This is a genomic window from Thermosphaera sp., from assembly GCA_038827615.1.
Taxonomy (GTDB): domain Archaea; phylum Thermoproteota; class Thermoprotei_A; order Sulfolobales; family Desulfurococcaceae; genus Thermosphaera.
This window is the reverse complement of record JAWBNK010000001.1, coordinates 1,121,259-1,143,047: the sequence shown is the minus strand read 5'-3', so window position 1 is coordinate 1,143,047 and position 21,789 is coordinate 1,121,259. Positions and strand designations below refer to the sequence as shown.

Genomic DNA, 21,789 nt, shown 5'->3' with positions numbered 1-21,789 from the left:
CCACCTACCTCCTCAACACTCAGCTGAGATATCTCTTCACTCAGCCTCATTACCCCACACAAACCCTTCTCATTCACGTGAACACAGGAGTACTTTCCCTTAACCCTCATCTTAGCAAACTTTCTGAGAGTGTCAATCTCACGCTCTATAGCAGAAACCCTCCTATGGAGCTCTAACACAGCATCCTGCAAGTTCCCGTGGCCTAACCTCTTAATACTGCCCAACCGATCCTCTAGCTCCTTAACTTGAGCTAAGAGCCTATCGACCCGACCAAACAAGTCAGCAAACTGCTTTACCCTAGACCTAACCTCTGAGTACCCGGAGAGAAGCTCCCAAACCTTATACGTACTACAGCCAAGAACTTCAGCAATCTGCCTATACGTATACCCTTTCTCCCTTAACTCAACAGCTTTCTCCCTCAACACAGCATCGTCGTACCTCCTCCTAGGCACACAACCACCCAATAACACAGACGCATACGTTATATAAAAATTATTATAAAACACCCATCACACATAGCACTATCCGCAGGAGTGAAACAGCGGAGAGGTAGTTGTGTGGTGCGTTAGCAGTTCTCGGTCCTGGTGAGTGATCCTGTGGTCAAGCTTTCCGAACTACCTTCATAAGGTTTTAATTCAAGTCTTCTTGAGGTTTTAATGAGTTTTGATGTAGGAAGTTGGTTCTAGTCCGCCAGCTTTTGATGTTTAATTTAGCTTTTCATAAGGTTTTTGAAGGTTTTAGAGTAGTAAAGTGTAATACTCCATAGGTCTATTAGGAATATTTCTAGCCCAGTATCAGGAAATCCGCTAACGAGTCATCTAACGCGTTAGAAGAGATATTGATATAGCACCAGAATCCGTGGAGAGCGAAAATGTCTAGTTAGCGGACGGCTTTCACTCAGGTCGTAGGATAATTTTGCCACATTAATCACATCTATTCTCGCCAATACTTCACGTTGGTAGACATTCAGACTGCACGCCGCAACGTAGAGGTATATACAGTTTTAATTTTTAATATTGTGTAAGATGGCGTGGTCACGTATACAGTATCACGAGATCGAAAAACGTAGAAATAACCAAGCGAAAACCTCTATGAAATACATATTTAGATTTAGACCTGAATAAAATAAACGCGAAAGCATACTTCTACGTAGAGATTAGGTTGGAAAACTTGTTCTGATATGTAGGTAGAGAAGAATGAATTACCGATTATAATACGAGAATATGAGAAGATATGATATATTGATATGTGGGGTATCTTGATACGTTTTCTCATTACGAATCAATTATACTTTAACTTCAACGAGATGGGTAGACTATATAGAGATAATTATCGTTATATACAAGTTCGTATGCTTGGGTAATATTATCCATAAAGGGTTCTAAGGGATGATAGTAATTCCAAAACACACTAGTAACAGGCCTATCTGCTAATCTCTTATTTATAATTATGAAATCTACGTCCTTACTGGTAATGTCGCCTTTTAGCAGCGCATCATAAACATCAGAGCTGAAGAAAACCGGGTGCAAAGTTACACCGTTTTCTGCCAATAATACCGTGAATATGCCAAGAGTACGAAAATCAGATAGAATTCTAATCTTGCTTGTCCTATCACATAGAGAAAGGTATTGATAGACATAACTGGCATCTTTGTACGAATAGGGAAGAAGTACCACTTTATCCTCCATTATAAAAAACGTATAGGTTAAGGCAGATACCATCGATGCTAAAATAACCAATACCATGAAGATTTTGCGGAGTTTGTTAAATTTAAAGTTAGCCAGTATTATCGATGCAACTATTGGGTAAACAAAGAAGAATAGATCGTACCTTGGATAACCTCCATAAATGATGTATATAATCATGACAACAATAGGCATCATTGAAATCGCTGTAACAAATACTAGAGCCTGATTGATAGACAGCATCCTTTTGTCTACAAGAAGTTTAAAAGTAACTACGAGCAAAAATGCTGTCGTGATTAAAGCTACAAATATGACTCTGGCAATGTTGAGAATGGAATAATACCAACTCATGCGCATTATAAAAACATAAGGATCCTGTTCTATCTCGATATTACCCATCATCTTACCTAAAACCCTTGAAATAGCTAAATAAAGGCTAAAATCCCATCCCTGGCCCAATGTAATCTTCTCTATTGTCTCATATAGTATCTCGTTGAAAGAAAAAAGAATTACAAGGATAGACAAAATCATAGCATCACGACTGATCTCTCTAGATTTATTCCTTAACAGTAAGCTTAGCACGAGCTTTAGGGCTAGAATGGAGATCAAAGACATATAGGCCGTGTAATAGATAAAATTCAAGGCAATAACTAATGTTACTCCAGCGATTAGATCACTTTGCTTATATTTTTGGTAGTAAGAGTGTTTATACAAAACTATTAGCAGTGATAGGAACAAAATATAACCATAGGTAGGAATATACGTGCCTATAAGAGGAGACGTGTAAACAAACGATATAAATGGAACTAGATAGAGAGCTCTAATCGTATACGAAGATGGATTACATAGTGCCAGTATCATAGTATATAGTAAAATTATCAATACAATGCCCAGCGGAAAGTTTTGATATACTTTCGCGTCCAAACCCAAGATTCGTTCAATTATTAAGAAGTGAAGTTCGTGAAGAGGATGCACCCTTACACCACTACCTATGGAGGTTTTAAATGAGGTCTCTTCATAAATAGGAAGAGAAAGTGCATCTTGATAATATTTGACGAAGGCTACTGTTCGATAGTTAAAATTGTCTGTTATTTCATAGAAACACACTATTAATGTTGGTAAGAGGATCGATGTCCAGAGTATCGCTAAAGTGTGACCTTTAAGCATTTAGCGTTCCTCACTATTTATTTTTAACATACATTTCAAATATCGTTTTTAATCTCTTTGCTACGGATTCTATTGAAAATCTTTTTTCCACGTATTCTCTTAAATACCCTAGGTTCACGTTATCATAGTTAGAAATAATCTTAATGATAGCCTCCGCAAGCTCAATAGGCGAAACCGACTTAGCAAGAAAGCCGTAGTTCAAAGGTTCAAGTATTTCAGGTACCCCTCCTACGGGGTATGCAACCACCGGCTTACAGGATGCAAGAGCCTCAATTATTACAAGCCCAAACGCTTCTTGGCATATGGAGGGGACAATCACTACGTCTGCGGCTGTATAGGCGTCTAGTATTGAATTTTCATCATAATGTCCTAAGTATTTTATATCGTTATACAGTCCATATGAATACACAAGTTTTTCGATGAATTGAAAATAAGCTACATCCCTCATACTTGATGAATGAAACTGGCCCACGGGTCCCACAATAAAGAGCTTTACTTTTGTAGAAGACAGCTTTCGACGAACTATTTTGAAAGCTTCTATTAAATGATGTAGTCCTTTTTCAGGTGTTATTCTGCCAACGTATAATAGGACAACCCCATCTCCATCTATTCCAAATAAGTCTCTTAACTTAGACTGTTTTGTGTCTGAGCATTTATACTTGTTGACGTTGATGGCATTATAGACAACGAGAACTTTTTCAGCAGGTATCTTAAATCTTTTCATGATCTCATTCTTTACGTACTTGCTTACAGCTAAATGTAAATCGTATTGTTTGAGAATTACTTTGTTAATCATATTTGGTTGAGAAACATTGTGGTGGTGCATAATTAACAGCGTATTTTTAGAGCGAGTCTTCTGAAAGAGTATGGGTGAGACAGCTGTTGTTAACGAATGGTTGTGGATCACATCGATCGAACCATATGTCTCCTTAATGAATGACATAATGTTATAGATGTATAACGTCGTCTTGGTATTCAATTTCTTAGCATGAGGGTTAAACTTGTACATGGATTTATCTATTATTTCGTCGAAAATAGAGATCTCTCTTGGATAAGTGTGCCTAATTATCCCATCTATTTTATTGATGCCGCGCTTCTTATTCACAGAGATCAAGTGAACCTCTAAACCTAAGGCTACTAGTGATTTTGAGATATTAAAAACAAATCTTTCAATTGCTCCGCCCTTAAGGGGAGGAGAAGGAATAAGATTCGTGGATACTTCTACTATCCTCAAAGCGCTACGCCCTCCTAGCAAGATCTAGTATATGTTTCCATTTAATTTGTACTGGAACTTTACTAAAGGATTTTAAAACTCTTTGTCTAGCATTGGTTCCAATTTTAGCTATTTTATAGTCATTGCTGAACAATTGTTTTATTAGTTTAAGTAATTCTAAAACGATGTTCCCATTTTGTATGATAAATCCGGTAACGTTATTATCAATTACGCTTGGTATACCACCTATGTCCGTCGAAATAACTGTACAACAACTTGCCATAGCTTCAATGATAGTATTCGGAAGCCCGTCGCTCCTAGTGGGCAAGACCAATATCTTTATTTTTCGATAATAGTTTTGTAATCGATAACGTGGAACTGACGGAATGTAGTCAACAAATATAGCACTTTCGGGGTCTCTGTATTTTTTTGCGAAACTTTCTACCACATGCCTTAAAGGTCCATCACCTATTATCAGCACTCTTACTTTTTTATTGAGAAACCTAGGTAGATATTTCATAGTTAACAGGAGCTCTTTAATATATCTTCGCTCTTCTAGTGCACCAACATATCCTATGTCATATATTCTCGATTCAAACTTTTCGCAGTCTTGAAAGAAATAATCTTCGACACATAGGTTTGCGAAATCTATTAATTTATTTTTAAGTAAAGCATTAGTTACTTTTGAAAAAGGTACATGCCTCCTCATTGTAGGAGCCTCAATAAGTAAATAATCGGCTAGTAAGGTATGAACGAATTCGATCAGATATATGAGACATCTCTTTGCGGCATTCTTCAGCGAGTTCGCTTCTATCCCCATATAGCTGAAACCTCCTGCAAAGACCAGTAGTCTGCTTTTCGAGGAAGAGAGACGTGACAGCATAACATTGGCTATGTTTATTGTGCCAGTAATTAGAATACCATCACACTTTAGGTATTCACGTATTCTTGGGAGCTGAGCTAGACTAATAACAATATCCTTTAATAACGACTTTTTCTTTTCAATAGAGTTAAATTGGGGTTCTAGTATTACGAATCTTACTTGAGGACCTCCCGAAAATCGTTCTCGACGATATGAAGAGAAATCTATTACTGCTTCTTTCTCAATGCGTGTTGCCACAATGTTTATACAATTCATCCAAGGCGATAATATCTCGAGGAATTTCATAATATGCGCCGCACGACGACTCGTAATGTTCCCACTAAATAGTATTGTTACACATTTCTTTTCTTTATCTACATATACTTTATCACCTGAAACAACTACATTAATTATTGGCGCTAAAGTGAGCAGTGTAAACAGACGAAGAGGCTTAAACATACTTGTTGTAGTATTCTTCAACTCGATACAACCTCTTTATATAATTTTTCAACTAAAGAAGCTATGATGTTCCAGTCGAAGTTCTTAGCATATAGTGTTGCGTTCATGGACATGTACCTTTTAACATAGTCGTTAGTGAATATGTTCTCTATAGCTTCAGCCAGAGCAACATAATCTCCTGGTTTAATAAGTATTCCAGCTTTACTTGACTTTATAAGCCATGGAACTCCGCCAACCTTTGTTGCTATGACCGGTAATCCTGATGCGAAAGCCTCTAGAATCACTGTAGGCAAGCCTTCGTAATATGAAGGTAGTACAAATAGGTCAGCAACTTTGTAGATATACACAAGAAAGTCATCATTTACTCTCCTTAATATTCTGATGCTTTCTGTTAACTGCAGAGAGCTAACCAGTTTTAGTAACTTGCTATAATCTGGACCGTCACCAACAATCAGCAGGCTAATGTTGCTATACCCCTTTTTGACAAGTAATTTGAATGCTCGTACTAATGTTTCTACGTCTTTACGTGGTATAAGTTGACCCACGTATAGAATAACATGTTGCTTTAATCTCAACGACGACTTTATATATTGCAGGATTTCTTGTGGAATAGCTATATTAAACCGGTCGTAGTCTATGCCGTTTGGAATCATTCTAACTTTACTCTCTGGAATTAATTTAGTAAAGAACTTATATGCTATTGGATCTAAGACTACTATTAAATCAGGCTTAGATAGGAGATATTTAGTCGTTGAGCTGTGATAAAATTTTGATAACATACCAAGCAACTTTCCCTTGTAGTAGCCATACGCATGAATAGTTAAAATACATGGCTTATTCAAGTATTTACTTAGAATTACTGAGAGGTCTGAGTGCCACTGCATGTATGAATGAATATGTATGACATCACTATCAGCTAGCAAACTTTTTCGCTTGATTAACTCCAAGGTGACTCCATAACTCCAGAAGTAAGGCATGTACGGTGGATGTGTAGACAGTCTTATAACATGAAGATTCTTATCTAGTAATTCGATAGATTTGCTATAAGTTAGAGCTCGAAGAACATTCACGTGCTTTATGACATCAGTAGTCACTATAAATATTTTGTAATTATTTTTCAGCCTAATGGTTAAGTTGTAAACATAGTTTGATAATCCATCAATGGAAGGTCTGTATTTTCCACATATATGAGTAATTACCATTGTCATCCATGGTCACCATGCAGTATGTCTATCTCCTACAATTAACCTGTGATAGAAAAGAGCTGCTTGTATAGCTTTCCTAAGTTCCTCTGGTATAGCGTTTTTATAACTGTTGTAAAGACGTAGAAAAATATCAACTAGAAGAGAACTACTATACAGAATCTTCTTTTGAAGGCTAATGCCTAACATCATACTGAGCATGAGAGACGGGGCAAATGCTATGGGAAAGTTCTTAATATTTTTAAGGTCCCCCTCATGTTCTAGCGAGAGAAGTAATGCAATACACCTCTTAACCAGATGAGCGCCCTTCGTTACATCATATAAGAACCTTAAAACAGTATTGCTAGTAAGGTTCCTGAGTAAGTAATGCTTAATGTAATAATAATCCAAGTAATTGATTGTTCTATGTCCAAGTACGTCATGTAGCAATACTATTAATGCATCTAGTTCGGGGGAAGGAATTGAAAAATTATGGATACCGAGAAAATTGACGTGTGTTCTCTTTGAAAATAATTGGTGTTTAATATCGAATTTAACGCCAGCATAGATTATTGAGGAATAAACATCTATCCTAGTCATATCTTCTCTAAGACATCTTACCTCGACACCCCGTCGCATAATCTTAAATCCGTAAGTGTTTAACAACCTTGTAAAGTACTCAAAATCCTCTTCATGTATTAATATGTCAATATCGTTTGGTGCATAAGGTATGGGTCTGTAGGTTTTTACGTAAATATACTCTACACCTTCCTTTTTTAATAAATCGTCCAAAAATGTAATCGTGCGAGCGGCCAACCTAACACCTCTTATCGAATCTCTAAGGTACGCTCCACATACCCGCGTTATTCTTAAGGGAATGTCTTTTGTACAATGAGTAACGTAATAAAAGTCTAGTTGATTTAACAGTAAACTGCGGCAAGCTTCACGTGGAGAGACGCTTTCAATCAATAAATCCAGCTCTTTACAGATTTCTCTACTATTGCTGATCATGTATCATTTCCTCTTTTGTAAATTATATTTTCAAAGGTGGATATTATAAGAGCGTGAGTTTCTAATAGAGAGAGGTGAGATGCGTTTATGATAGGAAAGCCAAGTAACTTTGCGTATATTTTGTACCATTTTCTCAAAGTATCGTAATGCTTCCTTGGCATAAGCTTGTCGTGCACATCTTTCATTCTTTTATATGCGATTGAGGTAGGGATGTCAAGAATAACGCAACGATTGTTAATAACGTGCTTTAAGATAGCATAAAATAGTCTGTACTGGATTTTATTTACAGGAATCAATTTATCGAAATAGAATCTATCGTAAATAATAATCACATCTGCTCCATAAACGATTCTACTTATAATAATTTCAAATTTTAAGTTAATTATTACCAATAACAATAAGGCGAGATTTGTTACGTATACTGTAACGGGAGGAGTTTTTATATGAGTGCTCAGACCTGTTCTATAACTGCGTATTTGTGCCTGTTTAAATAAGCTAGTTAGTTTCCGCATCTTATCATTAAATCTCTTAAGACCCCATCCCACGAAGTGGAATGGTTTCAATATTACTACACTATGACCTTTACTTAAGAGATATACTTGAAGAAGCGCTGCCTGGGTGGTTTTGCCAGCACCATCAATGCCATCAAGACATAACAACATAGTCTCACTTTTTACATTAATAGCATATTATATATTCGATACAGTCTATCACTTACTTTCTCGGCATTGTAGACCTCCATAATAGTTCTTCTCGCATTCATACCTATCTCATTTCTCAAAGTATGGTTTTCAATCAGATTTCTTACAGTCAAAATAAAACATTTCAAGTCGTCTGGTTTGCACAACACACTATTTATCCAACTATTTAACGATTCGGCAATAGCCCCAACCGTAGTTGTTACGACTGGCTTACCGCATGACATAGCCTCAAGCAGAAATCTCGGCAAATCCATGAAACCATAATTTTTCCTCAGTGGCATGAGAACTATGTCGCTTGAATTTATAACGCAGTTAATATCCTCTCTGTAACCTAGTATTTCTACATGTCTATCAATTCCATTACTCCTTAGTAAGCCCATGATGTAGTTATACTTATCCAGTCTTGTATTGATGTCTTTCAATGGTATCAAGCCTTTAATAGGATAACGATAACTTCTTATAGCATACCTAATTACATCTATAAAGAACTCTATGCCGCGTGTGGGGGTCAAGTCGCCTGCATATAATAATACAATGGTCTCATCATCTATTGAGAGCTCGTCTCTAATTTTATTTCTACATTTCTTATCAGGCTTGAACTTTTCAGTGTCTATAGCTATGTGTGGAAACCATATAACTCTTTTAGCAAAATGCCTCTTTAAAGCATTACGAACTCTCTTGCTTAAGGTGATAATGAGATCTGCTGGTGCGTATTCAAGAGATACGTGGCTCGAAAGTAATGGAACGATTAGAGACTTCAAATCAAACTCCCCAAATACATATGGACTAAACGTACTTGAATACTGTGTAACTACGATTCTAGAATCTTTAAACTCAAAGAGAGATTTGATTTGAAAAGCTATGAGAGAATTAAGAGTCGCAAATGATGTGTGGATGTGAAATATGTCAATAGGTAAGCGGGCATATATACTTTTTAAGTACAGGGGTAGCACCGTAATGAAGCTAGGAGCGCCGGTTAAATGCGAGTAAGCTGAACGATGTTTAACTACGGGGATGGAACATATTTTTAACCCTCCATATTCCGTTGATTCCATATCATTCAAACAGGTAGATTGTTCCTCACGGGACCATCCCTTTGTGATCAAGAGAACTTCAATACCTTTCCTAGCCATGCGTCTGTATATTTCATGGACAGTGTTTTTAATTCCTTCATTTAAGGGAGGGTTTAAGTCTGTACCGATTACTCCAATAGAAAGCATAATCTCATCTCTATTTCTCAGCGTAGTAATTATTTATTGCTTCATAATAAGTCTGTATCGTCCTAAGAATAATATGTTCCGAGGAACGCGTCTTGAGGAGTTTTTCTTTATTTTCACGAACTTTTCTACGAATAAACTTTTGATTCTCCGCTAGTAACTTGTATGCCTTACCTAAACTTTCAACAAGAGCTCGAACATCTCCAGGAGGTACATAAAAGCCCCAGAAACCATCGAGTAAGTAATCATACACACCACCAACTAGTGATGTTATAAATGGCTTCTCTAAAAGTATCGCTTCCTGAAGGACTAGAGATGTAGTCTCTCCGCTTAAGGATGGTAAAATCACAACATCACATGCCCTATAGAGAGCTCCAAGCACACTATCCGTTACTGCCCCCCAAAACATTATCCTCCCCTTAAGGTTAGGGTTAAGTTCAACGCTTCTTCTTAGTTTGACTTCAAGAGGTCCTTTACCTACAATCATAAGAAGAGAATTCTGAGGAATTATGCTGTCTCTTAACGCTATATTAAATGCGTCTAAAAGAATGTGAAGACCTTTTCGGTAGACGAGCCTCCCAACGTATAGTATCTTGAATCTCTCACCATTCTTAATATCACTATATGTTTTTTCATCATACTCTTCTAGAGAATCTACTGTAAGAAAATTGGGAATGTATACTAGTTTATCTTCAGGGACTCCATGATTAATCAACTCGTAAGCCGTAGTACGTGTAACTGTTATTATTTTATCTGATGCTTTAAATATCGTTCTACTTACTGATATGTCATATATATCCGAAACTAGGTTTTTCCAGAAGTTATCATAGTGTAACTTAGATGTGTGTATAGTTAGAACCATTGGACGCCTGATTATCTTTTTTAAGAATGATAAAATCGCAGAACCATAAAAATAGTGGTCATGAACATGTATAACATCTGAATTTATTGTAGAGAGAACCTTGGGTAAACTGTGTAAAAGTGGATTATTAAGTGGGGCTATACAATACCTGAGAGGAATTATAGTCAGATTGTCACCTTTGTAGGGCGGTATAGTTGCATTAGTATAAGGGTCTCTATATGCGGTAACTAATGTTACTTTAATACCATGTTTAATTAAACCACGAGTTAAGTAATATACATGTTTTTCGAGCCCTCCGGTTTTGAAGTTGAAATATGAGCACAGCATTGCGACGTGCAGTGCTTTATCACCTCTCATAATGTATACCGGCTCTCATTCTTACTTTTGTAGCACCTCGTTACATGGTAGGTGGAAGTGTTCGTTTTCTGGATACCCGCTTAGGTGTGTGGTATGCCATGCCTTACACTTTGGGCAGTATACTCTGTATATTTTCTTCTCCTGGTTTATCGCTTCAGCTACGACTATAAGTCTTCTTCGGGCTAGCCATAGCTTGATGCTTTCTGTCAGCTTCTTTGTGAGAGTCTCTCTCAAGGTGTCTGCCTCTAGTTGCTAGTCAGGTAGTCTTGTTCCGAGCTTTTCTTCGGCGTATCTCTTTACTTCCTGGTACCTCTCCGGTTTGAATGCTGCTTTTATGTTTGGGAGGACTTCTCTCGTTATGTAGTTTATTGCTTCTTCTCTACTGAGGCTACTCACAACCTCGTTGATCAGTTCTTTGAATGCAATCACGTATAACTCCGTGTCGTCTTCCTTGCTCCTCTTCATTGTCACAGCCCCACTGTAACTAATACTGTTGTCCTCCATATATGTCTTGATAGTCTGTATCCTGCTGGCTATAGATGACTAAACTAGTGCTTTGTTTCGGCAGATTTGGGCTGTTTTGACATACTTCTATGCGAAGTTTAACTTCGTCTAGTATCCGCATCGGCTTTCTCCCGAGAGGCGAGAAAGTTGATGCCGTTAGTATTCTCTCGACTTCTGGGCTACCTAGAGCTGGGATTCTGGGTACCGTATGTTTTTAGCTCGCTTATGGTCTTCTTAAGCCCTTCTTCGAGTGGTGTTGGCTTAAGTTGGGTAAGCCTCACTATCTTGCTGATGTCGGCTACACTATGCGTTATGTCTCCAGGTCTCGGTGGCATACGCACTATCGGTAGCTCCCTACCCAATAGCTTCATGATGGTTCTAGCGAGCTCCTCGATCGTGGTAGGCTTTCCAGAGCCGATGTTGTAGACTTCGTTGTCGAAGACCTCCTCCCTAACTATGTGTTCGATCACTTTAGCTACGTCTTCAACGCACACGAAGTCTCTAGTCTGAGTTCCTTCGCCGTAGATTACTAGTGGTTCACCCCTCGAGGCTTTCTCCAAGAAGACCGTTACGACACCGGCGTACGAAGAGCTCTGACCAGGTCCATACACGTTGAATAGCCTCAGAGTTACGTACTTTAAGCCATATATAGATGCGAAGACCTTCAGCACTTCCTCTCCCTGAAGCTTGCTCAACCCGTAGGGCGATAGAGGTCTCACTGGGTGATCCTCACCTATGGGTAGCTTCAGCGGCTCTCCGTAGACTGCTGCTGAACTTAGGTACACTAGCCTTATACCCCTCTTCCCGCACTCGTAGCCAACCCTAGCGGTACCCAAGACGTTGTTCTCGAAGTACTTGATGGGCTCTCTAACTGATTCCTCTACACTTACGTAAGCCGCAGCGTGCACCACTACATCGACACCACCGTAACCACCGTACTCCCTAACATCAGCTCTTACGATAGGCACCCCAAGCTCTTCAAGCCTCCTCAAAGCAAAAGCACTCGACCTCTCCATAGTGTCAACAACTACAACATCGTACCCCCTCTTAGCTAGGTAGCGCGCTACGTTATGACCGATAAAACCTGCGCCCCCGGTGATCAAGACTCTCACGGACTCCACCCTAGTGAGTAGATCCAGCCCTTAACGCTCTACGAAGTCCTAGAGTTAGCATAGAGTTACCCCTTCATCAAGTCTCTCAATATACTTTTTATACCTCGAAGGTGTATCCACATCGCGGGGGTAACCGTTTTGCCTTCCACTTGGAGGGTTAAAGTTGTGAAGGGTAGGTTCTACCTGTACCATGGGGATAAGTACGTTGGTCCTGTGGAGGATATCGTGGGTGTTTATGAGGGGTGGCGCCGGGGGCGGGATTTGAACCCGCGCGGGGTGTTCCCCCACCGGCTTAGCAGGCCGGCGCCCTACCAGGCTAGGCGACCCCGGCTTCGGTTTTCATATTACCTCTCTTGTACTTATTAATGTTTCCCCTGGTTTTTCAGCCCCTCCCAGTAGTCTGCGATGAGCCTAGCCGTTAGAGCTATCACTAGGGCGTTCCTCGCTTGTATGATCCAGAATACTGGTGAAGACGCTGAGGCTGGATTGTTCTCCACCGGGAGGCCGAGCCCCATATAGTGGTTTAAAGCACTCCTTATTGCTGCGTCGTGGAACCAGGTGATTATCACTAGGGCGTTCAACAGCTCGGAGGCCAGTGCGGAGGCTTGGACCCTCCGGTCGGCTCCGCGGAGGTGGAGCAGGGGGATGATGAACAAGACCGTCTGGGGGACGGCTACAGGGTTCAGGATCCACGCTGCAGCCACTATTGAAGCCGCGTGGTCGGCTAAGCCCCCGTTTGTCGAGCGGAGGCCGTAGAGGATTAGGATCAGCGAGGATGCAACCCCCCACGCTGCAGCGTATAGTGCCTGAGGGCTCGCCGCGCCCGTGAACAACCAGTATATGCTGCTGTTGAACACGGGGCTGACGTACTTGGAGACGAGGTTTTCGAAGGAGGGAGGGCTGGCTAGGTAAAGCGCGGCGTAGGCTGCGGGAGCCGCGGCGAGCCCAGCGTAATCCTTCAGGGAGCCGGCTTCAAAAGCCATGTAGGCTATGGTGAGCCCCAGGAGGACGGTGAAGAAAGGGTTCCAGGCCGTTAAAACGCTCGATAACAAGAGGGCTCTCGAATACTTCTTGTCGAGGAGGCTTGAGACGAACAGGATGTAGAGGGGGAGGGCTATTGAGTCGAACCCGTATACTCCGTAAACGATTACGCTGGCGAGGCCGATTGGGAGCTGCCCGCCCAGGTCGCGGCCCCTGGCCCAGCGATGGAGGAGCACCAGCGCCGTGAGAACCGAGAGCGAGGAGGCCAGGGATTGAACAATATACAAGGCGGCAGCGTAGGAGGGGGATAGAACGTCTCCGGCGAGCAAGTATGCGAGCCCGGTCAGCCCAAGCCAGGCGAGACCCGCCAGCGGCGCCTCGGGCAGCTTGTAGTCCAGGTACGGGACCGGGAAGACCCTCCTGCCCAGGCAAAGCATAGCCCTGGCGTCCTGGTTAACCCACTGCACTGCACTGGTGCAGGGGCTTGCCAAAACACCCTTGTAGTAAGAACTGTACACGTCGTTGTAGACTGGGCTGGGGTTCACGACTGCGCGGAAAACCTGTTCCTGAACCTCGACGGGCATGTGAATAATGATTGAAGCGATCAACGCGGCGGCGACGACCGCATAAATCCTCCAATAACCCTCCAATAAGGCCACCAATACTCGTTTATATTGGTTAATCGTTAATTATACTATCGGTGGCGTATAAGCTTGGAGAAGCTGGGCGGGGGAAAAGTTTTCAACATACTGGTCATCACCTTGCTATTCACTGTATCCTTCGCACTGTTCTACACTAGTGCCTCCGAGTTCACGAGCCTCGAGATCCAACGGGGCGGGAGAGGATACGTATCGGACGAAGTCTGGTACGTGTCCTCTGCGAGGAACATACTGTACAAGATATTCCGCGTAGAGCCCAGGCTCGCCAACTCCTCGTACGGCGCCACCATCGTGTACGACGGATTCGTGGACTACGCAAGGCTTCGCGGCGATGCAGCAGTTTTCAACGTGTCTGTGAGAGCGGACTATTCGAAGCTCAAAGGGTTCTACGTGCTCGCCCCGTCCAAGCAGGTTTTCGAATCATACTTGTCCAGGATCAAGGAGTACGTCAACGTCGTCGACGTAGTCCCCGGCTGGATGCTCCCCGACGCGAGCGGGGTCAACCAGTACATCAACTGGGAGCACCCCCCGGTCGTCAAATACCTCGTCGCGCTGAGCATATGGGGTCTCGGAGACTACCCGTTGCACTGGAGGCTCCCCGCGATAGTCGCAGGGGCTTTAACTGTGGTCCTCACATATCTTGCCGTGCTCAGCCTCACTAGAAACCAAGCTGTATCGCTGGCCGTTGCAATCCTCCTAATGCTCGACCCCTTGACGAGGGCGATGTCCAGCATAATGCTCCTCGACATCTACGTGGCATTCTCCACCGTCCTGTCGCTGGCGCTCTTGGTGAGGGGGAGGCTTAAGCAGGCCTTAGTCGCCGGCGTCGTGGGGGGATTGTTCAAGTTCTCAGCACTATTCATCCTCCTGCCCGTTGCACTCTTGATCGCTAGGAGGGATTTGAAGAAGAATCCCTCGCTCTCAACCCTGGTCTACTCAGTGGCAACCACCGCCCTCCTCGCGGCAGGATTGTTCACGGCGTTGACGACTGCCGCATCAATCCCAATAGCCTCCTACATGGGGTTTTCAAACTGGGTTAAACACTCCCTCATAGGCTCGTTCGCGTGGCACGCGAGCGTCAAGTGCACTGGGCCCTCATGCCCGGTTGCGTCGGCGCCGTGGGAGTGGTTCACGGGGGCGAACGCGTTTCCGCTCTACATATATCCGGACGGCTCGGCGCTGAGGGCAACGGGCTCCTGGATCCTCTGGGCTCCATCCCTGATCCTAGCGCTGATCCTAACCCCCGCTTGCCTGCGGGAGAGGAGGTTTGGACTGCTGTGGCTGACTTACCTCGGCGTCCTCGCAGGCTACGTCTCCCTCTGGATCATAGGGGGCAGGAGCCAGTACAGCTTCTACAGCATTCACCTAGCCCCCCTGGTCTACTCTACCCTGGTCTACGAGGCAGCCTTCATAGTCTTCAACAGGGATCTGCTGATCGACACACTCGGCTACTGGGGGCGGTTGAAGGAGGCAATGGTGAAACTGCTGATCGCTTAGCCCCATCCCCGGGTTTTTAAATCAATGACGCACGATTCTCTAACGGGGCTTATCATGGCTGGTGTTATATCGAGGATGCGCTTGATAACCGTTAAGATGCCTGAAATATATGTTGAAGGATTGGATGAGCTAGTCAAAATAGGGAGGTACAGCAGCAGGAGCGAGGTCATCAGAGTAGCCATCAGGGATTTGTTGAAGAAGGAGCTCTGGATCAGTGAAGGCGAGTTGTCATAATTTTTCAGCTAGCCTTCTCACTCTCCTAACTATTAACTCTATCAATGGGTCGTTTTCATCGAGCATCTTCATGCTCAGCGGAGGGTTGAAGTCGGGAATTATTCTCCTAAGAGTAGTAAGGTCCACTGGGGATGGATAGACCAGCGGGTTCAACACCTCTATCGCCATCGCCTGCCTCGAACCCTTTATGTACTTGTAATCCCCCTCGCCGACCCCGGCGTCAGGTATCCTTGAAAGCCTCCTCCAGACCTCCTCGGGAGAACCCCTTATCACCCTGCCCGCTGTGAACTCCCCCATTATCGATTTAACCCTGCCGCTCACGTAGAGGACTATCTCATCCCCCCTCTCTATCTGGAAGCCCAGGTACCTCCTCAACTCGTACTTCTTGACTCCCGTGAAAATCCTGTATGCGTAAACAGGTCTTATGCTGAAGAGGTAGGTTGCCACTCAACCACCTTTCAACGAGTATCTTAATAAGCGGGTTGGGAATTATTTAATCCTTGATGTTGAAGGTTGGTATATCTGATCAGTGATGATTGACACCAGTGCTGAAGATGATTGAAATGAGCACGGTGAAACCAGGAGACACGGTCTTAGTCTTCATCGATGAATCCAGGAAGTTCGTCGTGAAAGTCTCGCCCGGCAAGATCCTTGGAACGGACAAAGGCTTCATTAGACACGATGAACTAGTCGGGAAACCCTATGGCGGATTAGTCGAGACAAGCCTCGGCGTTAAAGCATTGCTCCTCCACCCCTTGAGGCTCGACTACATGTCGACCGTGAAGAGGATCACTCAGATAATATACCCCAAGGACGCTTCCCTAATGATATACTACTCCGGGGTGAAGCCGGGCAGCACAGTTGGGGAGGCGGGGGTTGGAACAGGAGTCATAACGTTGTCGCTGGCGGAGCTGGTCGGCGACCAGGGAGTAGTCTATGGTTTCGACATAAACGAGAAGGCTTTGGAGAACGTTAGGCTCCACCTGGAGCTCTACGGCCTGGGTCACAGGGTCAGGCTGGCGAGGCGCGACGTGAGGGAGCCGGTCGGGGTGAGCGGCCTGGACTCGTTCTTCCTGGACATCCCCGATCCCTGGAACGCGTTGAGAAGCGTTTACGAAGCCCTAAAGCCCTCGGGCACACTCATAGCCTACGTGCCCACGGTGAACCAGGTCGAGAAAACCATTCTATCCCTTAGGAGCCACGGAGGGTTCGCAGATATTCACGCATACGAGGTGATGCTGAGGGAGTACAGCGTCGAGGAGGGAGCCACTAGGCCTCAAACCCTCATGGTGGGGCACACGGGCTTCATCGTTTTCGCGCGAAAAATAATCGTCTCCTAAAACCTGTGCCTGCCTTTAACGTAGAAGTAAATAGTGTGGGTTAAACCGTTATCGTCCCTGACGTCCACGATCCTCTCCTCCCTCCACCCCGGTATTCGGAACTCGTGGCTCACTATCCTTGACCCATCCCTCAGCTCCTTCTCAAACTTCGGCTTCAAAGCCTCGTTGACCGAGGTGAGCAGGAACAGCGTCACTATGGATGCTTCCTCGATGCTCACGTCGAAGAAGTCGGCATGCAGCACCACCGCCCTGTCGGAGACGCCTGCCTCCTTAATCTTAGCCGACGCCTCCTTAACCCTCTCGGAATCCTTCTCGATCCCAACGGCCTTCTTTACGTGGAACTCCTTGACGGCTGTGATCAGTATCCTCCCGTCCCCGCATCCAAGATCATACAGGATATCGTCTGGCCCAGCGCTAGAGATCTTAAGCATCTCCCTGACCACGGGGTAGGGAGTGGGTACGTACGGGACGTAGGGGGTCAAAACTCAAGTTCCCTCATGCTCCGTTGCTACCCCAGCGGGCTCCACGCCCAGATTCTTCAGCTTCTCCAGCATTACCTCCTGAGCCTTCGACTCGTCGGGCTGGAGGGATTCGTTCAACGGGAGCTGCGAGAGAAGCCACTCTACTCTTCCATCATCAAGCTCTGCGAGTATTTGGGGAGCCCAAGCCATTCCAAACTCGTCCTTATCTCCATGCTCAACCAGGTAGACGTAATCCTCCTCCCTCACCTCCAGCTCAGCGCCTACCGCCTTGCTCAAGGACTCTGCCATTTTCAACCACATCTTATGATAAGGGTGGTGTTGAGCCGTGACTAGTACAACCTTCTTAACCTTAACCATACGGTCCAACCTCAACCTCGCTAATATTCTAATTATTTCGCAAACGTATTAAATATATGCTCCAGCTCATTCAGCCGGTACAGGATTGGTATGAGCGAGCTGGCGAGGTAGGGGGTTGGGCCAAGTGACAGCTTCGCGGGCGAGTAGTCGACCGACTCGAGAACGCCTTCGAGATGGTCGGGCGGGTCGGAGTAGACTCCAGACACGTAGCACGGTTCAACGGGCTTTAACGCTTCACCCCCCTCCCTTAAAACATATACTCGCTTGCAATCCCTGAAGAAAACCCTCAGCAGTTCCCCGAGGGATGCTGAGGCGTGAACCTCCAGTGAGTCGTACCTGAGCGTTTTAAGTAAGTAGGTTGCTCCCCTAGCCGTGAGCAATCCGATTTCGACATCCCGGTAGGATAGACTACGGTGTACCGATTCGATCCTGTCAAAAATATCCTTGCGCTTCAACCCAGGGGACAGCTCTACGTATAGGAGCCTCATTCGCTACACTGGCGTAGACTTGGGCTTCCTCTCTTCCTCTGCTCTCACTTTGATAATACCGTAGTGGATGGCGCACGATACACAGTAGCACTTGGTGACGGGGTATCTCTGAATGACGGCCCCCTTCTTCTCGAGCTCCTCGGCGAGCTGGGGTGGAACCGGGCTGTACATTCTCGTAACGCACACTGCCTTGTCGGCTGGAACCCTCCTGCCGCAGTTGTCGCATTGAATTATTTCAACCTTTCCCTTATCCCCTTTATGCCTACCTCTGCTCTCCCTCTTCTTCGGCATGTGTAAACACCTTGAAAACAATCTTGCTCAATCTATAGGATAATAGTGTTATAAAACTTATTGGTGTGTTCAACGACTCCTCAACAAGTCGCCCAAGCCGCCGGAGCCAATGATATCCTCCCATTTGATCCCGAACGCCGATAGGAATTGCTCGAGACCGCTCTTAACCAAATCTATATACTTGTCCGGGTCGACCTCCTGCAGCTTGGTGAGCTGTATCGCCTTATAACCCTCCTTGCTCTTCACCTTGACGAACGTTATTATGTCGCCTTCTTCAACGCTGTACCCGTAGTTCATTAGCTGCAAAGCGGCTTTGACGTGGGGAGGCTTAGTCTTAGTGTAGAGCGATGGCGTCTTAGTCAAGGCCACTCTTATCGCGAGCCTGTCGAGAGTGATCTCCCTCCTCTTGATATCGTGGTGGATCGTCTTCACCTGGCGTTCAAGCCACTCCACGAATTCGACGAAGTCGTGCGGGTTTTCAACGCTCTTCAACCTCTCCAGGATGTCTTCGAACAAGTCCTTGAGGAACTCCGGCGTGTTCCTCTTCTTAGCAACCAGCCCCTTTATCTCGATGCCGCCGTCAACCGTCCTCCCCAGGTAGTTCTTCTTGAGCCCGGTGAAAACAACGTAGGTGAAGACCTTGTCGATCTCTATCTCGAGGCCCAGCCGGTCGAGGATCCAGGTTTGAAGCCTCTTCAACTGGTCCTGAGTGGGGGCCCAAACGAATATCGAGTCGGTGTCCCCGTAGAGTGTTTTAACCCCTAAATCCGCCGCCTTCCTCACGATAGTGTAGAAGGACTTCCTGCCCATTGCAGTAACGCTCTCGGCGACAGCGGGAGAGTATAGCGAGAACTTCTCGTCCCCGAAGACCCCGTAGCTCGCGTTTATGAAGACCTTGATCGCTCTTTGAACGACCTCATACCAGGCGAGGAGTTCGGGGGGCAGGTTCTTGTCCTTCGACCTCTTCTTGTATATTCCGACTCTGAAATCCCTGAGTATCCCGGTGAGCTGAGCGGTCAACCCCGGCTTGTCGACGCATACTTCGTGTAGCTTCCTACCTGTTTCATCCACGATGTCTATGGTCTTCTTACACCACTTCATGTCGACTGTCTCATAGCTTAGGTTGTACCGCTTGATGATGCTCGGGTATAGTGAAGCAATGTCTAGCACGACTACGTTGAAGAAAGCCCCCTTCGGGGGTTCGACGACCAGGGCTCCCGCGTACTTCTTCCCCTCTATGATGGCTTTAGTGCTCGTGCTCCTAACGTGCTTGAGAATATCCTCTTTATTGGGTATGAGGAATCCGAGGCTTCGGTGCTCCCAGAAGAAGAGGTTTTGAATCCAGTTTGAAATCTGCCTCCGGCATATGTCCTCGATGCTGGTCTTCGACACGCGGGCCAGGAGGATCATCAGCTTCCATACGAGCTCGTTGCTGAACAACGTCAGGTTCAACGTTATCTCTGCATCCCTGTAGTTGTAAGCTATTAGGAGAGAAGCGGATATGTCGCCGATCGTCTCCTCGAAACCTATTTTCGAAACCCCCAGCAGGGCGCTTGAGACAGCGTCCAGCTTCTCCTCCTGGTACTTGCCCCCGAAAGCGTAGTTCTTAACCGCTCTGTTGGAGAAGAACTTGTAAAGGTCTAGGTGGATGCTCGTATCGATCCTCACCATGTCTTCTCCAATCTTCAACGGGATGTTGACCCTCGGTATTCCGAGCTTAATCGCCCTCATGTAGAGGTACTGGAGGTCGAAGTTGTCCCCGTTGTAGGTTAGAACCACTGGGTACTGCCCGATGATCCTGAAGACCTCCAGGATCATCTCCCTCTCGGAGTCGAAGACCTCTATCTCAGCGTTGCTGGGATAATTCTCCATCATGTAGTCGAAATCGTGCTTGTAGTCTCTAGCGAGCAGGAGTATTTTGCTGAACCCGTCGTTCCCAACTAGGGCGACGCTGATAACCGGGTATTCGGCTAGCTTAGGGCTCGGAACCCTGCCCTTGAACGGGGTGAAAACCTCAATGTCGACTGCTACTCGCTTAACCCTGGGGGGAGCTTCCTCGAAGATGAGCAGGAGCTCCTCGGCGAGGGATACGGTTTCACGAGGCTCGTTCTTGAATAGTTCGCGGACCTTCTCGACCAGCGTAGCAGGTACTTCCGGCTTCACCATCACGAGCTTCTGAAAGCCGTTGGAAACCTCGACAACATACCTCATTCCAGGTATGAGCTGATTGTCGTAGATGTAGTTTGCATGGTACTTTATCTTAGCCTCCCAAGCCGTGTTGAACTTGCTCCTGATTTTCCTCACGACCAGCGGGTCTCTAGTAACTACCTTAATGAAACGGATCTTCTCCATTGTGAGGGGATTAATCTTGTATACTTCCTCGAGGGAGTCGATGCCCGCTCTCTCTAGGTTTTCGATCCTCTCCTTTATCGACTCGGGATCATCTAGTGTGAGAAAATAGGGCTTGTGCCGGGTTGGATCAATCATTTTAACGAGCTTCTCGCCCCTCTCGTCGACGAATTCGAGAATAGCCTTCTCTATCTTCCCATCATAGTATACTCCGAGAAGGTAGTGCGGCTTCGTCAAAACCTTCTCATAAGTCTCCGAGGGCAGGGACGTTATGTACCCGATCCTACTTATTTTCATCAAGCTAACCCTTTCCCGACTTAATGGAGAGTATTGCCTGGATTATATCCCCCTTGGAGTTGACGAGGGCTCTGCGAGCCTCTTCGTAGGATGCCCCCGTCTGCTCCATGACGAACTTTACATCGTCTTCAGAGATCTTCACTTCCTCGACAGAAGCAACGGGTCCTTGCGGCTGGACAGGGGCCTCCTTCGCCTCCTCTCTAACTACCCCTGATACCTGGAAAGCCACCTGACCCCCTGTCTTAAAGGCAACGACCTGGGGGCTTGTTATGACGAGCTTCTTATCTTTCAGAAATATTTCAACCCTCTCGACATCCTCGTACTCTTGAACGTCGATCCCCATTTTCTTGAGCATTCGCTTAAGCTCCCGAGGGCTCATGGAAAACACAGTTAAACACCTGCTCCAACGCTTAAACAAACATATAATAGATGTGATATATATCTTAATCAACAGGGTTTTCAAGCATTGTTTAGTGAGTGATA

Annotated in this window: 22 protein-coding genes and 1 tRNA gene; 3 read left to right on the top strand and 20 right to left on the bottom strand. The window is 45.0% G+C overall.

Annotation, left to right across the window (positions count from 1 at the left end):
• From QXH45_06325 to QXH45_06265, 13 genes are all read right to left on the bottom strand, one after another.
• Positions 1-452 (bottom strand): helix-turn-helix domain-containing protein (locus QXH45_06325; GenBank protein ID MEM2078859.1); only part of this gene is annotated, 452 nt, incomplete at its 3' end.
• 846 nt (positions 453-1,298) lie between these two features.
• Positions 1,299-2,852: a hypothetical protein gene (locus QXH45_06320; protein MEM2078858.1), complete on the bottom strand. Its 1,554-nt coding sequence runs from the start codon at positions 2,850-2,852 to the stop codon at positions 1,299-1,301.
• 13 nt (positions 2,853-2,865) lie between these two features.
• Entirely contained in the window at positions 2,866-4,086 is a 1,221-nt protein-coding gene (locus tag QXH45_06315; GenBank protein MEM2078857.1) for a glycosyltransferase family 4 protein, read from the bottom strand.
• A 4-nt stretch (positions 4,087-4,090) separates the two neighbouring features.
• Positions 4,091-5,407 carry a glycosyltransferase gene (locus QXH45_06310; protein ID MEM2078856.1) on the bottom strand — a complete coding sequence of 439 codons (1,317 nt, stop codon included), beginning with the start codon at positions 5,405-5,407 and terminating at the stop codon, positions 4,091-4,093.
• Entirely contained in the window at positions 5,404-6,594 is a 1,191-nt protein-coding gene (locus QXH45_06305) for a glycosyltransferase family 4 protein (GenBank protein MEM2078855.1), read from the bottom strand. The genes QXH45_06310 and QXH45_06305 overlap by 4 nt, the downstream gene beginning before the upstream one ends.
• A gap of 6 nt (positions 6,595-6,600) precedes the next feature.
• Positions 6,601-7,383, bottom strand: coding sequence for a hypothetical protein (locus QXH45_06300; GenBank protein ID MEM2078854.1), 783 nt, complete (start codon positions 7,381-7,383; stop codon positions 6,601-6,603).
• A 191-nt stretch (positions 7,384-7,574) separates the two neighbouring features.
• Positions 7,575-8,240 (bottom strand): hypothetical protein, encoded by a 666-nt coding sequence (locus tag QXH45_06295; GenBank protein MEM2078853.1) that lies wholly within the window; start codon positions 8,238-8,240, stop codon positions 7,575-7,577.
• An 11-nt stretch (positions 8,241-8,251) separates the two neighbouring features.
• Positions 8,252-9,499: a glycosyltransferase family 4 protein gene (locus QXH45_06290; GenBank protein MEM2078852.1), complete on the bottom strand. Its 1,248-nt coding sequence runs from the start codon at positions 9,497-9,499 to the stop codon at positions 8,252-8,254.
• A 10-nt stretch (positions 9,500-9,509) separates the two neighbouring features.
• Positions 9,510-10,715: a glycosyltransferase family 4 protein gene (locus QXH45_06285; GenBank protein MEM2078851.1), complete on the bottom strand. Its 1,206-nt coding sequence runs from the start codon at positions 10,713-10,715 to the stop codon at positions 9,510-9,512.
• Between the two features lie 252 nt (positions 10,716-10,967).
• Positions 10,968-11,180 (bottom strand): hypothetical protein, encoded by a 213-nt coding sequence (locus tag QXH45_06280; GenBank protein ID MEM2078850.1) that lies wholly within the window; start codon positions 11,178-11,180, stop codon positions 10,968-10,970.
• Between the two features lie 218 nt (positions 11,181-11,398).
• Positions 11,399-12,331 (bottom strand): SDR family NAD(P)-dependent oxidoreductase, encoded by a 933-nt coding sequence (locus QXH45_06275; protein MEM2078849.1) that lies wholly within the window; start codon positions 12,329-12,331, stop codon positions 11,399-11,401.
• A gap of 243 nt (positions 12,332-12,574) precedes the next feature.
• Positions 12,575-12,662 (bottom strand) — tRNA-Ser (locus QXH45_06270).
• A 31-nt stretch (positions 12,663-12,693) separates the two neighbouring features.
• Positions 12,694-13,962, bottom strand: coding sequence for a hypothetical protein (locus tag QXH45_06265; protein MEM2078848.1), 1,269 nt, complete (start codon positions 13,960-13,962; stop codon positions 12,694-12,696).
• A 63-nt stretch (positions 13,963-14,025) separates the two neighbouring features.
• On the opposite strand from QXH45_06265, the gene QXH45_06260 reads away from it, so the two are divergent.
• The gene (locus QXH45_06260) at positions 14,026-15,468 is read left to right on the top strand and encodes a phospholipid carrier-dependent glycosyltransferase (GenBank protein MEM2078847.1); all 1,443 of its coding nucleotides are present in this window, start codon (positions 14,026-14,028) and stop codon (positions 15,466-15,468) included.
• A 54-nt stretch (positions 15,469-15,522) separates the two neighbouring features.
• A complete protein-coding gene (locus QXH45_06255) occupies positions 15,523-15,702 on the top strand; it encodes a ribbon-helix-helix domain-containing protein (protein MEM2078846.1) in 180 nt (59 codons plus the stop codon).
• Here the strand turns inward: QXH45_06255 and QXH45_06250 are convergent.
• The gene (locus QXH45_06250) at positions 15,697-16,149 is read right to left on the bottom strand and encodes a DNA-binding protein (GenBank protein MEM2078845.1); all 453 of its coding nucleotides are present in this window, start codon (positions 16,147-16,149) and stop codon (positions 15,697-15,699) included. The two genes, QXH45_06255 and QXH45_06250, sit on opposite strands and share 6 nt — an antisense overlap.
• A 116-nt stretch (positions 16,150-16,265) precedes the next feature.
• On the opposite strand from QXH45_06250, the gene QXH45_06245 reads away from it, so the two are divergent.
• A complete protein-coding gene (locus QXH45_06245; GenBank protein MEM2078844.1) occupies positions 16,266-17,042 on the top strand; it encodes a tRNA (adenine-N1)-methyltransferase in 777 nt (258 codons plus the stop codon).
• Here the strand turns inward: QXH45_06245 and QXH45_06240 are convergent.
• From QXH45_06240 to QXH45_06215, 6 genes are all read right to left on the bottom strand, one after another.
• Entirely contained in the window at positions 17,039-17,473 is a 435-nt protein-coding gene (locus tag QXH45_06240; protein MEM2078843.1) for a protein-lysine N-methyltransferase, read from the bottom strand. The genes QXH45_06245 and QXH45_06240 overlap by 4 nt on opposite strands.
• A 54-nt stretch (positions 17,474-17,527) precedes the next feature.
• Positions 17,528-17,881: a hypothetical protein gene (locus QXH45_06235; GenBank protein ID MEM2078842.1), complete on the bottom strand. Its 354-nt coding sequence runs from the start codon at positions 17,879-17,881 to the stop codon at positions 17,528-17,530.
• A gap of 32 nt (positions 17,882-17,913) precedes the next feature.
• Positions 17,914-18,369, bottom strand: coding sequence for a hypothetical protein (locus QXH45_06230; protein MEM2078841.1), 456 nt, complete (start codon positions 18,367-18,369; stop codon positions 17,914-17,916).
• A 3-nt stretch (positions 18,370-18,372) separates the two neighbouring features.
• Positions 18,373-18,660 (bottom strand): 30S ribosomal protein S26e, encoded by a 288-nt coding sequence (locus tag QXH45_06225; GenBank protein ID MEM2078840.1) that lies wholly within the window; start codon positions 18,658-18,660, stop codon positions 18,373-18,375.
• Positions 18,661-18,729: 69 nt separating this feature from the next.
• Positions 18,730-21,306: a DNA-directed DNA polymerase I gene (locus QXH45_06220; GenBank protein ID MEM2078839.1), complete on the bottom strand. Its 2,577-nt coding sequence runs from the start codon at positions 21,304-21,306 to the stop codon at positions 18,730-18,732.
• Positions 21,307-21,310: 4 nt separating this feature from the next.
• Entirely contained in the window at positions 21,311-21,685 is a 375-nt protein-coding gene (locus QXH45_06215) for a nascent polypeptide-associated complex protein (protein ID MEM2078838.1), read from the bottom strand.
• Positions 21,686-21,789 lie beyond the last annotated feature (104 nt).